Consider the following 12,386-nt stretch of genomic DNA (forward strand, 5'->3'; position numbering starts at 1 on the left):
CCTGCCATTCCCATTTCGTTCGAACCTTTTCGACGCCAAAACCCTCTAACTAATGGGGAATGGCGAACCCATTTTGCCGAAACTCTGGTTCCCACTCCCACGTTATACTGAGTAACGACATGAGCGACGGCGGCTATAGCAGGATCGAGAAAGACTTTCTCGGCAACGAGCGAATGGTCCACTACGATGGGAGTGGAAACATGATCGGCGCATCCGATGTCGTGCGCGAACCCGACGGCACCATCCGCATCCCCAACGATCCTGTTGACGCCATACCTACCGCTGCGGCAGCGCCGACTCCCGCCACCGATCCGACCGCCCACATCCCCAACGACGCCGGAAAAGACATGGCCAAGACGCCCAAGACCATGCCGACCAGCCAGGCGGTCACCTACTTTATTGCCGTCTTCGTCGTCACCATGCTCCTCGGCCTTGGCATCATGTCGGCCATCAAGGCTCGCGGCGGGAACTCCGGTGGAACTACCTCAGCCGTCACGCACGACATGCCGACTGTGAATAGCACGACGCCCCCGACGTATGCCGATCCGTACCCGCATCGGAGTGACGATCTTCCTCAGGATCCAAAGCCTCGCAACGACGAGCAGCCCGACTACGATCCTGCCATGCCAGACCGCGGACCTCAAAACGACGGCCGCCCTCGCATCAACCCCGAAGACGGTCCCAAGCCGAGCGACGACACGAATTCCGTCGAGCCAAGCGATGCCAAGCCGGCCAAGACCAACGAAACGCCTCCAGCCAAGAACGGCGACGGAAGCGATCCCATCGACCTAAGGGGCGACAACGACCCCAAGCCCGATCCGTCCGCCAAGCCCATCGACATCCACTAAACTAACTAACATGATCAGCGCACTCCCTCTTCTCGTCGTCGCTTCGTTGGTGCAAACCGCGAAGAAGTCCGAGGTAAGGTTGGTCGATCTGACTCCCGTTACCCAAATCGCCCAGTCCACCGTCTTCCAACTCTCTCGCGAGTTCTCTATTGGCGGCATCGTTCTGGCCGAGGGAATCCAACTCCTCCCCCAAGGCGATGGACCCGAGCGAACCGGTCGGTTGGTCTACTCCGTGCCCAAGGGCTCCGAATTCTTCAAAGGCAAGTTCGGCATCGCCGATTCCGACGCCGGTCATACGGGTGAGTCCAAGCTCCAAATCGTCCTCGACGGTGAAACCGCCCAAGAACTGAGTGCGTCCACCGGCGACAAGCCCACCGATTTCCAAGTCACCGTCAAAGACTCGAAGTCGATCATGCTCGTCTTCAAAGGCACGTCGGCCATTGCCGATGCCGTTTTCACTCCCGAGACTGAAACCGCCAAGCCGACTCCGAAACAACCTCAGCCCGCCGAGCCGGTCGAGACCCCCAAACAGGCTCCGGGCGAACTCGTTCGCATGAATCTAACTGCGCCGCAAAACGGCGAGGTCGCCAAAAACGACGTCACGTTCAAGTGGGATCCGGTCGACGGCGCCATCAGTTATGGCGTCGAAATCGTGATGATCACCAACGCCAATCCCAAAAAGATTCCCAGCCGCTTCATGCGCGCTTTCTCGGCCAGCGGGGAGTCTTTCGAATGGAATTTCAGCGACGATGTTCTCTCGGGGGAATACCAGGTTAGCGTCATCGCATTTGGCAAGAACGGGGTCCTCTCCAAGTTCAGCAACTCCCGACGCTTCAAAGTGACCCGGAAATAGCGGGCTCTTTTGGCAATCCCAGGGCGTTTCGGTACAATATGAGACCTATGCGCAAGCACTTGCTGGGCGTTCTTCTTGTTGCCGCGTCGTTCGTTGCGGGTTGCGGTCAAACACAACAGTACGGCGGAATTCCGCGAACCAAGTCGTACCACAATGTCATAAGCCTGAGTCCAAGCACCAGCGAACTGATGTCTCAGTTCCAAATTCCGCTTATCGGTCGCTCGAAAGCGGATAACTGGCCCGCCGGTCTCAAGTCGGTCCCTATCGTCGGCGATCTCAAGCCCGACTATGAGGCGATCCAGCGCTTGCATCCCGACCTCATTCTTCTCGACCGCGATCTGTACAGCAGTACGGAAGTCGAAAAGCTCAAAGCGATTTCCGAGGTGCAGGAAATCGGCTCATATACCGTCGACGACTATATCAAAGAAGTGTATGAGTTGGGCAATAAGCTCGGCAACGAAGACGTCATTTCCGAATACGTCGACAAGGTCGACAGGCAGCGCCAAACCGCCTTGGGCGACAAGTTCAAAGACCCGATCACCGCCGCGCTGATCATCCCGGACTCCACCGGCCACGAAATGATCGCTGGCGCCAAGACGTTCCAGGCCGACCTCATCAAGATCATGGGAGCCACTCCGCTCGGTCCCGATTCGAAGCTCTTCGAACCGCTCAATCCAGAGTCGCTCATGACGATGAATCCCGACTTCATCATCGTTGCCGGAGAAATCAAGGATTTCACCGCCGACGCCCGTTTCGCCAATCTAAAGGCCGTCAAGGAGAAGAAGCTGTTTGGGCTTCCCCAGGACATCATTCTTCGCCGAGGTGCCCGCGTGGACCAGGCCATCTACCAGGGTCACAAGGCCCTTTCGCTACTGATTAGAGGAGATTAACTATTGCATCAAAGAGCTGAGATAGGAGTATTTGGAGGATCAGGCTTTTACAGCCTGCTACAGAACGTTGAGGAGGTCAAGGTGGATACACCGTATGGCGCTCCAAGCGACTCGGTCTTTTTGGCCACCGTCAGCGGAAGGAAGGTCGCCTTCCTGCCCCGCCACGGACGCCACCACACCCTGCCCCCGCACAAGGTGAATTACCGAGCCAACGTCTGGGCCATGCGCTCCCTCGGCTGTCAAGCAATCATTAGTCCCTGCGCCGCCGGTTCACTTCAAAAGCATGTCGAACCCACGCACTTCGTGGTCTGCGATCAGTTCGTAGACCGCACCAAAGGGCGACTGGACACCTTCTACGACGGGCCGATCGTCACCCACGTCTCGCCCGCCGACATGTACGATAAGGAGCTTCGTCGAATCGCTGTCGAAACTATCCGTGAAAATGGCATCACCTGCCACGATGGCGGCACCGTCGTCGTAATCCAGGGCCCGCGCTTCAGCACCAAGTCCGAATCCAAGTGGTTCCACGATCAAGGCTGGGAAGTCATCAACATGACCCAATACCCTGAGGCTTATCTCTGCCACGAGCTCGGCATGGGCGTCGTCAACATTTCGCTCATCACCGACTACGATAGTGGCGTCCACGCCGGAACCGAAGCGGTCAACGCTACCGATGTGCTGGAGGTCTTCAAGGCGAACTCCGAAAAGATCAAAAAGGTTGTCTTGGACATGATCGGCAAGATGCCGCAGGACCTCAGTACCATCGGCCACCGACAAGCGCTCCAATACACCCGAGGCGACGGCCACGCAATGTCCGAAAATGACGTCCGTCTCTTCGAACTTCTAGAGTAGTCTAGTAAACATATGCTCGCTTCGTTGATTGCTTTCAGCGCTTTGGTCAAGGTGCAGAACCCGCAGTTTCCCAAGCCCGATACCGACTATCCGGCCGCGCTTCAGGATTCCACGGTGTTCCCGTACCTAACCGACGACGACAAGAAGCAACAGTGGAAGCCGTTCATCGTCGGGCCGGATTGGTCCAACCTGGCGGTGCCCGCTCCTGCTCCCGATGCGACCAAGCTCAAGGTCCTGCTCGTCGTCGCCGAGCGGGACTTTTCTGACCCTCGGTACTCCAACATCATGGAGACGCGCGACAAGACCCGCCTGCTCGAAGCCGTCGCTCGTCTCAAGTCTATGTACTTGGCCGCCACCAACGGCTCGCTCGTACTCGACATCGTTCCGCGCTTCTATCCCGACGCGATCTTCGACATCAAAGAGTTCAAGAACCTCATCGAAGACGAGTACAACGAGTCCAAATTTGTGGTTGACGACAACGTCGAGCGAGGACCGTTTGCCGCCACCTTGGCGATCTCCAGCTCCCACGTCGACCAAGCCGATGGACAGGCTGACGATTTCACCATCAAAGGCTTTGCCGATCTCGGCGGCTCCAGCGACGACGTCTTCCTCGAAAAGTCGCTCTTCGACCTGACCCAACAGAGTATCCAAAAGCGACTCGAAAGCCACCTCTCGCTCTTCGAAAATCACTTGTTCGGTGAGAACACGGCGCTCAACATTTCGGACCCGCTGGCCGGACTCGAAAAGGACTACTGGCGACTCTTCAATCCTGACTTCCGTCAGGACGGCACGCTGCTCACCCAATGGGCGACCGCCAACGCTCTCGCGCCGCATAGAGATCCGAAGGGCCCTGCACCCGTCCCATCGTCGGCTGTCGAGTCGCCTGGCAAACTAACCCTCGCGGATGGTGTCCTCACCTACGGCGAATACAGCCTCCTTCGCGCCGGCAGTTTTGCTCTCCCGATGTCGGCCAAATTCAGCACCGCCAAGAGCCTAAAGTTCGACATCAAGGCCACCACCAAGAATCCCATCGCCGTGCAAATTTGGTCCGATGGAACTCACAACGCGGGCACCGAAGTGGTCCTCGGCTCGGGCGCAGGCATGGTGCCCATCACTTCCGACGACAAGTGGCAGACCGTCACAATCGACCTTCACCCCGACCAGAAATCAGTGTTCGGCGTTACGTTCGGAGTGCCGCACAACCTCCTTGGTACGTCGCGCCTCGAAACCGAATTGACGAAGTACGACTTCCGAAACTTTACGTTAACCGATGAGCCTGGCCAAAAGAGTGGGGAACTAACCGACTACCACATCCCCGTCTGGAGCGACGAAGAATCTCTTCGAACCATCCTTACAACTGGCACTCGCGCCGGCAAGCGCTTCGTCCTTCGCGACCTCGATCGAATCAAGACGATGAAAGGGGTCGTTCCCGAACTCCAAAAGCTTGCTTCCGACGTAGATTCGGGCATCGCCTACGACGCCACCCGGGCCTATTTCACGACGGTGCTGAGCAACAATCCGACCGACGCCGAAGTGGCCTCCCTCAGCAGCTTCTTTCACGCCCCACCCACCGAGACTGCCCGCGAAGCCGCGCTCAGTTGTGTTCCGCTACACCCCACGTTTGCCGCCTTCTCCGACGTCACCGGCTGCACCGTCCGCCTCAACTGGCATGTCCGCAAGCTCGCGATGGCTGCGCTTGGCGCCCTCGACCGAGCCAACGTCAAAGAAAAGATCGGCTGCGAGCAAACCCTGCTGGTCTCCACCCGCCAAGAGATGGCGACTCTTCGCCTAGCCGCGCTGAAGGAGCTCGATCCTAAGCGTCCGCAGGACCTCGACCGCCTCGTCTCGATCATGGTCAACGACCCCTGCGAGTCGGTGCGTCTTTATTGCCTCGGAGTCGTCGCCAACTCGGGTCTCGCCACCAAGCAGACCGTCCTTGGCTGTCTCGCCGATGACAGCCCGACCCTTCGTGAGAAGATTCCCGCCGCCCTCGGCGCCAAGAGCCCTTACCTTCGCGAAGCACTCGACAAAATGGTTGTCGACGCCGACCCATACGTCCGCGTCTCCGCCCTCCGCTCCTTGGCCGCCGCTGGCGATGTCAAGGAAGGCGAAATCCAAAACGTCTTCACCGACGCCCACCCCGCAGTTCAAATAGAAGTCCTCGAAGGCGCGAAAAAAGGCGCGTGGAAAATCCCCGCCGATGCCCTCGATAAGCTCAAAGCCAGCCCGATTCCGTACATCGCCGCCACGGCAAAGGAAATGAAATGAAAATCGTCCTCGGATCAGACCACGCCGGCATCGAACTTCGCCGCTGGCTAGTCTCCCACCTCCGCGCCGACGGCCACGAATGCACCGAGGTCGGAGCCCCCGACGAGTCCTCCTACGACTACCCGGACGCCTCGGACGAACTGGCAAAAGTGCTGAACTCGACCGATACCGACTACGGAATCATCATCTGCGGGACGGGGATTGGAGTAAGCATCCGCGCAAATCGTTATCCATATCTTCGCTGTGCCTTATGCACGACGGAGTACATGGCCTCGATGGCGCGAGAGCACAATGATGCCAATGTTCTCGCGTTGGGGGCGCGAGTGTTGGGAACGGAACAGGCGTTGGCCATCGTTAAGACTTTTATCGCCACCAAGGCAAGCGAAATACCTAGGCATCAAGCGCGGGTTCGGAAGCTAAGCGCGCCAATTTAGCGTATTCTTGTAATACCAACCAATTCTTATGAAAAGCATCACATCGGCTGGGGTCGTGATAGGTCTTCTATTCGTCACGATCGCCGGTCTGAAGGTCCGCGAGCGTCAGGAGATTTCCAACGGTGGGTACGGAAGCCTGCGTGACCTTTTTGCGTCCCGCGACACGCAGGTCGATATCGCCGAGGGCGACTACTACGAGGGCATCTCCGATCTCCTCAAAACAAAATATGTCGATCCGATCAAAGACGACCAAAAGCTTCTCACCGGCGCGATTCGAGGCATGGTTACCGGCCTCAACGACGCCGACAGTCAGTTTTATAATCCCAACGAGTTCAAAGCCTATAAGGATGCCCGCGCTGGCGAGTACACCGGCGTCGGCGTTTGGCTTGACTATAAGATGGTCAAAAACCAGATCAAGGTCGCTGGTGTCGATGACGATCTAGAACTGCCGCGCCTGATGGTCGTCTCCGTCGCTCCCGGCTCGTCGGCCGACAAAGCCGGGGTGAAAGTCGGCGACTTGGTCAGCGAAGTCGACGATCACTGGGTCGTCAACTCCGAAGACATTCTCAAGTACCGCAAGGCCCAAAGCGACTACCTCAACAAGAAAATCGACTTCAAAACCATCAACGATATGCGCAAGCAGATCAAGATGAAGCTCGACAAAAGCATGAGCGCAGTCCACGCCAAAGAGCATCTGATCACGGGCACGACCGGCAGCATCAAGGTTACGTTCGAGCACGGCGATAAGACCATCGACACAACCCTGGAGAAGGGAACTTACGACATTCCGTCGCTGAAGGAAGAGAACGGCTCGTTCGTCCTCCTCTTCACATCCGGCGCTCCCGAAGCCCTGAAGAGCTACATTTCCGGCAAATCCAACGTCACCATCGATCTTCGCCACAATGTCCTCGGTGACTTCGAAACAATGCGCAAGTGCCTCAGCGTGATCGCTCCCGCAGGAGCGTACGGCTACTTCGAAAACCACAACAGTAGCACGCCCATCATCCTGAAGACCGACACCGGCAACGCCAAGCCGCCGAAGATCAAGCTTCTCGTCGATCCATCGACCCGAGATGCTGCCGAAGTCTTCGCCCTCGCGCTCTCCGCTAAAGGCTACGCAAGCCTAAGCGGAACCGAAATGGGCAACAGCCGCAAGCATCACGAAATCTGTCAGCTAGCCGACGGCAGTGGCTACACGCTCGCGACCGGCCTGTTCAAGACCGGCACCCCGAAGCCGTCCGACGACAAGCTCGCCGCCAACGACGGAGCCAAGAGCCCGCTCAACGATAACATCGCCGCAAAGGCAGGAGCCGCCCAATGAAAATCGCCAAACTGATCGCTTTCGGCGTCGCCCTTCCAGCCTGTTTCTCGTTCGGCTACTTCTGGCAGGACATCAAAAACGGCCAATTTTCCATTGGCCAGCGAGACCGCCTGCTGGGCATCAAAACCAACGGCACCGGCCTCTCCGATGAGGAAGTCTTCGAGCGCAACTACGCCCGCATCTATGCCGATTACATCAAGCACCTCGACAAGACCGAGTTGAAGTATTCCGCCATGACCGGTCTCGTGTCCTCGCTCGGCGACCCGCACACCAACTTCTTCGTCCCCAAGGTCAACTCCGAGTTCCGCGATGAGACCCAGGGCAAGTTCTACGGCATCGGCGCACGCCTGCTCCCCGATCCGCTCGGCGTCAAGGTCGTCTCCGTCTTCACCGACGGCCCGGCCGACAAGGCCGGCATCAAAGGTGGCGACGTAGTCATCGCCGTAAACGGCAAGGATGTTGGCGGAATGAACTCGGACGACATCGTCCTCCTCATCAAAGGTGAAGAGAACACGACGGTACGCCTGCGCGTCGTTCGCCCGAACGTCAAAGACCCGATCGACTTCTCAATGAAGCGCGAAAAGGTCGTCCCGCCCAACGTCGAAAGCAAGTACATCGCCGACCAAAACATCGGCTATATCAAGATTCTCAACTTCGCCCTCGAGGTGCCCGAGCAGTTCGATCGTGAGCTTAAAGCCGTCGAATCGCACAACATCAAGGGCCTCATCATCGACCTTCGCGACAACCCGGGTGGCGCGCTTGAAGCCGCCGTCTCGGTCCTTAGCCATTGGGTCGATGGCGATGTCATCGTCAAGCTCCGCGACCGGGCAGGCAACGAAGTGCCCACCAACGCGGAAACTGGCGAACTGCATGAATTCAAGTATCCGGTCGTCGTCCTCGTCAACGAGGATTCGGCCAGTGCTGCCGAGATCATGGCCGGTGTCCTCAAAGACTACGGCAAGGCCAAGCTGGTCGGCACCCACACGTACGGTAAATTCTCGGTCCAGACGGTGTACGGCCAACGCGACGGTGCAGGCATCAAGCTGACGATCGCTCGGTACTACCTGCCGAAGTCGGGCGCACTCACTCGCAAAGTAGACGAGGAAGGCGCTTACATCAGCGGCGGAATCCAACCCGATGTGCAGGTTGATCTCAACCCCGATGTCGAATTCGATCCGACGACGATGGACAAAGACGCCCAATTCGCAAAAGCTGTGGACGTCATCAACGGCAAACCAAACTAATTACGTGCCCTCAGTGGCTAGGCACAGGATCAAAATTTGAATGTGTCTCCAGAGCTACTGAGGGTTAAACATAGTGGGTGGCACGGTCAGCGACATCTGGGAAACCTGCTTCGCGGCCCCTGGGAGGGTGGGCTTCACGAAGTTCCCGCCGAGCAAGGCGGAGGAAATGTCTACGATTCCGAGAGGCGAAGCCGAATCGGAAAACGAAGTGAATCGGGACCGCCCACCAACGTTCGACAAATAGTGGTCAGCCGACCGGGAGTTGTGAGTGTCTCGCTCACATAATTCTTTCGACGTGGTACTGGTAAAGACGCCTGCTTGTCCTTCGTAGTCCAAGGGACGAGGACGAAGGAGCGAGAAGTTGGGATTTACCAGTGCACCCACCGTTGGCGACAACCCAAATTCCCTTCCTCACTAAGGGAGGAAGGGTGCAGGGATGGAGGGGACCAGTCACCTACAAACCCCAAATCAAAGATTCCAACTCCCAAAAAGGGGTGGCACGGTCAGCGACATGCGCGAAACCTGCTTCGCGGCCCCTGGGAGGGTGGGCTTCCAGCCCACCAGCACTCGATAAAGGGAGGTCAGCCGATTGGACTGCTCGCTTCACGAAGTTCCCGCCGAAGGGGGTAATGAGCAAAGCGAATTGGGACCGCTCACGAAACCCCTACGCGTTTCGCGACTTCGGATCGAAATACGCTCGCAACCCATCACCAATAAAGTTCAAGGCAAACACCGTCAAGCTCAAAACCAAACACGGCGCAATGATCTCCGTCGGATACGAGTTCAACTGTACCCGCGCGTTGTTGATCAAACCGCCCCAGCTCGGCGTCGGCATCTGGACGCCGATGCCCAAAAAGCTCAGCGTGCTCTCGGCCAAAATCGTGCCCGCCAGATCAATCATCGAAACCGCCAGCAAGATCCCCGAGATCTGCGGCAACAGATGCTTCATCACCAGATAGGGCGTCGAAGCGCCCGTAGCCCGCGCCGCCACCACGAATTCACGTTCCTTGATGCTCGCCAGGGTTGTCTTCGTCAACCGCGCCATCGATGGCCATCCCGTCACCGACAAAGCCACGATAACCGGTAACCATCCAGGCCCAAGAATCCCGATGATCAAAATCGCTAACAGGATGTCGGGAAACGCAAACATGCCGTCCGTCAACCGCATCACGGGAACCGCAATCCACCGCGGCGCGAACGTGCTCACGACGCCCATAAAGACGCCAAACGTTAGGTTGATCGTCTGCACCGCAAACCCGATCAACAAACTAACTCGCGCACCATAAGCGATGCGCTGGAGGAAGGATCGGCCGATCTCGTCCGTCCCGAGCGGGGCATGCGGCGTCCCATAAGGCATATGCGGACTCCCCACCGGATCCAGGACCGGCTCTTTCATCCCCGTCGGGATCATCGGCCCGAAAATCGCAAACAGGATCAACAGGGACATGAACACGATCCCGGCCCAAACCAACGGATCTTTCAGCTTCTTTCGTTGCATGGGTCTAAACCTGAGCCTCCCGAATGCGTGGGTCGAGAATCGGTAGCAACAGGTCCACAATCGTGTTGACCAGCACGAACATCGCACCCGTCACCAACACGCACGCCTGAACTACCGGCACGTCGTTGCTCAAAATCGCCTCGATGGTTCGACTGCCGATGCCCGGCATGATGAAGAATCTCTCCACCACAAAAGAGCCGGTCAGCAAGAACCCGAACGTCGTGCCGATCGTCGTTACCACCGGCAGAATCGCATTGCGAAGCGCGTACTTGGTGTAAAGCCGAAATGGCGGAACACCTTTCGCAATGCCGGTTCGAATGAACTCCTGCCGCAACGTCTCCACCATCGCGGCCCGTGTCAGTCGCGTCAGCATCGCCATCGGCCGCAGAGAAAGCACGATGACCGGCAACAGCAGATACATCCACTCCGGCGCGCGCAGTTCCACATCCCAACCCACCGGCAACCGGTCCAATTTGACCGCGAAAATGTACACCAAGATCGGCGCCAACACAAAATTAGGCAGAGTAACCCCTAAAGTCGAAATCGTGAGGATGCTCCGATCCGCAAAGCGGTTCTCGCGTATCGCCGCGATCGTCCCCAGCGTAATGCCGATCGTCGAGGCCAGAATGATCGCCAAGATCGCGACCTTAGCTGTCATCGGAACCGTGCGCTTCAAAATGTCGGCCACCGGCTCATGCACGCCTTGGTAGCTCTTACCCCAGTCCCCGTGCGCGATGTCGGAAAGATAGATGCCATACCGCGTCATCAGCGGCTTATTCAGACCCATCTGTTCGCGGATTCGCTGGTACTGGGCCTCCGTAGCCTTCTCGCCCGCGATATACCGGGCGGGATCGCCCGGTGCCATCGCCGAGGCAACAAACGTGACGAAGGAGATGATCAAGAGGCTTACCGCGCCAAATGCGAGGCGTAGAAAAAGAGCCTTGATCAATTGCACGAGGAGATTTTAGCCGATCAGTTACTCTTAATGATCCGGGCAGAGGCGATGCGGTCGCCTTTTTCGATGCTGGTTACCACATCCATGCCACTCGTCACCTTGCCGAACACCGTGTACTTGCCGTCCAAAAACTTGGCCGGCGTCAGCAGAATGTAGAACTGGCTGTCACCGAGGATATTCTCTTCGGGAATCGAGGCCAATCCCACCGCCCATTGGTCGTTCGGCAGTCCACTCTCTTCCTTCGGAATTCCCACGCCTGAACCGCCCCGATACTGCTTATCGGTGATCGGTGCGTTGCGCGTATCTGGGTCGCCGACCTGGACCAAAAACGGTCGCGGCTTCTTCTCGGCTCGGTGGAACTTCAGCCCATCGTAAAAGCCTTGCTTCACCAAATCCATGATGTGGGCGCAGGTCTTCGGTGCGGCCGCGTTGTTCAGCGTGATGATGAACTCGCCTCTGCCGTCGATCTTAAACAGCACCTGCGCCTGTGCCCAAGCTGCCGCTTGAATCACAAACGCAAAAACGATCAACGTCAAAAACCGAATTACTTTCATTGGCTTCTAATACTATTCTGACGTATGAACCCGAAGATCGTTTTCGTCAGTCTTCCAACGCCCGGCCATATCCGTCGATCCGAACCTTGCCGCTCAGGATCATAATGCCGTCCACCACCGACCATAAATACAGCGTAAAGCAGGTGATCGGAGTCAAAATAAGCTGGATCGTGCCCAGCGCCGCATACCCGAGGTACATGCGCCCAAGTCCTGGGCACAGCAGTTGCAGAATCCCCGCCAAAGTCCGACTTTTGTCGCTCTTCGGCAAAACCAGCGTGCGGTTCACACCGTACGTCTGCATAGAAACCGACCGGTAGCCGGGAATCGAGGCCCCTTCTTGGGGCGGTGTCGGGGAACTAACCGGCGGAGTCGAACCCGGAATCGGAGGCGGACTCGCAAACGGCTCCATGATCTTGAAGGAGTTCAGAAGCTCGGTCACGTGTCCCGCCGGAAGCCAGTCCGTCATGCCCGGTTTCCAAACGTAGGTGGACTTTTCGATCACGCCACCCTCGATCAGTTCTTCCATCTGTTCGAGTGTGAGCGGACCTAGCTGTCCAAAAGAGCCTACGTAGTACCAGGCGGCGGCTTCGCTCATGTTTCCTTCGTGAATTCGATATTTACGGTAGGTTGTACCCTTTCGGCTACTCCCTAGGTCTAAGGGCGGTACCC

The 12,386-nt window shown here is 57.6% G+C and carries 12 protein-coding genes; 8 read left to right on the forward strand and 4 right to left on the reverse strand.

Translation table 11 applies throughout. The features are described from left to right. Positions 1–119 precede the first annotated feature (119 nt). From GC165_07680 to GC165_07715, 8 genes are read left to right on the forward strand one after another with little or no spacing between them, the layout of a single operon-like run. Positions 120–848 carry a hypothetical protein gene (locus GC165_07680; protein MBI1332745.1) on the forward strand — a complete coding sequence of 243 codons (729 nt, stop codon included), beginning with the start codon at positions 120–122 and terminating at the stop codon, positions 846–848. 10 nt (positions 849–858) lie between these two features. Next, positions 859–1,701, forward strand: a complete 843-nt coding sequence (locus tag GC165_07685; GenBank protein ID MBI1332746.1) for a hypothetical protein — start codon at positions 859–861, stop codon at positions 1,699–1,701. A 38-nt stretch (positions 1,702–1,739) separates the two neighbouring features. Next, positions 1,740–2,591: an ABC transporter substrate-binding protein gene (locus tag GC165_07690; GenBank protein ID MBI1332747.1), complete on the forward strand. Its 852-nt coding sequence runs from the start codon at positions 1,740–1,742 to the stop codon at positions 2,589–2,591. 3 nt (positions 2,592–2,594) lie between these two features. Continuing rightward, a complete protein-coding gene (locus GC165_07695) occupies positions 2,595–3,443 on the forward strand; it encodes an S-methyl-5'-thioadenosine phosphorylase (protein MBI1332748.1) in 849 nt (282 codons plus the stop codon). Positions 3,444–3,455: 12 nt separating this feature from the next. Next, entirely contained in the window at positions 3,456–5,711 is a 2,256-nt protein-coding gene (locus GC165_07700; protein ID MBI1332749.1) for a hypothetical protein, read from the forward strand. Continuing rightward, positions 5,708–6,145, forward strand: a complete 438-nt coding sequence (gene rpiB / locus GC165_07705) for a ribose 5-phosphate isomerase B (protein MBI1332750.1) — start codon at positions 5,708–5,710, stop codon at positions 6,143–6,145. Before GC165_07700 ends, rpiB begins: the two co-directional genes overlap by 4 nt. 28 nt (positions 6,146–6,173) lie before the next feature. Then, positions 6,174–7,466: a hypothetical protein gene (locus GC165_07710; GenBank protein MBI1332751.1), complete on the forward strand. Its 1,293-nt coding sequence runs from the start codon at positions 6,174–6,176 to the stop codon at positions 7,464–7,466. Continuing rightward, positions 7,463–8,710, forward strand: coding sequence for a PDZ domain-containing protein (locus GC165_07715; protein ID MBI1332752.1), 1,248 nt, complete (start codon positions 7,463–7,465; stop codon positions 8,708–8,710). Before GC165_07710 ends, GC165_07715 begins: the two co-directional genes overlap by 4 nt. A 664-nt stretch (positions 8,711–9,374) precedes the next feature. On the opposite strand, the gene GC165_07720 is transcribed toward GC165_07715, so the two are convergent. From GC165_07720 to GC165_07735, 4 genes are read right to left on the reverse strand one after another with little or no spacing between them, the layout of a single operon-like run. After that, positions 9,375–10,208, reverse strand: coding sequence for an ABC transporter permease subunit (locus tag GC165_07720; protein ID MBI1332753.1), 834 nt, complete (start codon positions 10,206–10,208; stop codon positions 9,375–9,377). Positions 10,209–10,212: 4 nt separating this feature from the next. Beyond that, on the reverse strand, positions 10,213–11,163 hold the full coding sequence (locus tag GC165_07725) for an ABC transporter permease subunit (GenBank protein ID MBI1332754.1): 951 nt from the start codon (positions 11,161–11,163) through the stop codon (positions 10,213–10,215). 17 nt (positions 11,164–11,180) lie between these two features. After that, positions 11,181–11,717, reverse strand: coding sequence for a hypothetical protein (locus tag GC165_07730; protein ID MBI1332755.1), 537 nt, complete (start codon positions 11,715–11,717; stop codon positions 11,181–11,183). Between the two features lie 46 nt (positions 11,718–11,763). Further along, complete coding sequence (locus tag GC165_07735) at positions 11,764–12,312, reverse strand: DUF4339 domain-containing protein (GenBank protein ID MBI1332756.1); 549 nt, start codon at positions 12,310–12,312, stop codon at positions 11,764–11,766. Positions 12,313–12,386: the final 74 nt, after the last annotated feature.

This window comes from Armatimonadota bacterium, from assembly GCA_016125185.1.
Lineage (GTDB): Bacteria > Armatimonadota > Fimbriimonadia > Fimbriimonadales > Fimbriimonadaceae > Fimbriimonas.

What these genes read in the sequence shown, in the direction of transcription:
- GC165_07680 (MBI1332745.1), top strand. Translation starts at nt 120, where the DNA reads ATGAGCGACGGCGGCTATAGCAGGATCGAGAAAGACTTTCTCGGCAAC.
- GC165_07700 (MBI1332749.1), top strand. Translation starts at nt 3,456, where the DNA reads ATGCTCGCTTCGTTGATTGCTTTCAGCGCTTTGGTCAAGGTGCAGAAC.
- rpiB (MBI1332750.1), top strand. Translation starts at nt 5,708, where the DNA reads ATGAAAATCGTCCTCGGATCAGACCACGCCGGCATCGAACTTCGCCGC.
- GC165_07735 (MBI1332756.1), bottom strand. Translation starts at nt 12,312, where the DNA reads ATGAGCGAAGCCGCCGCCTGGTACTACGTAGGCTCTTTTGGACAGCTA.
- GC165_07730 (MBI1332755.1), bottom strand. Translation starts at nt 11,717, where the DNA reads ATGAAAGTAATTCGGTTTTTGACGTTGATCGTTTTTGCGTTTGTGATT.
- GC165_07690 (MBI1332747.1), top strand. Translation starts at nt 1,740, where the DNA reads ATGAGACCTATGCGCAAGCACTTGCTGGGCGTTCTTCTTGTTGCCGCG.
- GC165_07720 (MBI1332753.1), bottom strand. Translation starts at nt 10,208, where the DNA reads ATGCAACGAAAGAAGCTGAAAGATCCGTTGGTTTGGGCCGGGATCGTG.
- GC165_07710 (MBI1332751.1), top strand. Translation starts at nt 6,174, where the DNA reads ATGAAAAGCATCACATCGGCTGGGGTCGTGATAGGTCTTCTATTCGTC.
- GC165_07685 (MBI1332746.1), top strand. Translation starts at nt 859, where the DNA reads ATGATCAGCGCACTCCCTCTTCTCGTCGTCGCTTCGTTGGTGCAAACC.
- GC165_07715 (MBI1332752.1), top strand. Translation starts at nt 7,463, where the DNA reads ATGAAAATCGCCAAACTGATCGCTTTCGGCGTCGCCCTTCCAGCCTGT.